1 protein-coding gene is annotated in these 226 nt (G+C 37.2%); it reads right to left on the bottom strand.

What is annotated here, in order from left to right; all coding sequences use genetic code 11:
• Positions 1-226: Ig-like domain-containing protein (locus FIA58_RS21235; protein WP_165928979.1), on the bottom strand; the 226-nt coding region annotated here is incomplete at both ends.

Genomic DNA, 226 nt, shown 5'->3' on the forward strand with positions numbered 1-226 from the left:
AAAATTACAAAAGGTCTGTGCTGAAGCTGTTGGTGCAGGTGTAACATTTAATGTCACACTTACAGCAGTTCTTGTTGCACTTTCACATGAATTTAAAGTTTGAGAAACATAATAGGTTCCGGTTGCTAAATTTGTTGTAGAAACTAACGCTGTTCCTCCTGTTGAAGCAGCATACCATTTTAATCCTGAACCTGTGGCAACTAAATCTGCAACTGTACCAAAATTA

The organism is Flavobacterium jejuense, from assembly GCF_006491595.2.
GTDB classification, from domain to species: Bacteria; Bacteroidota; Bacteroidia; order Flavobacteriales; family Flavobacteriaceae; genus Flavobacterium; species Flavobacterium jejuense.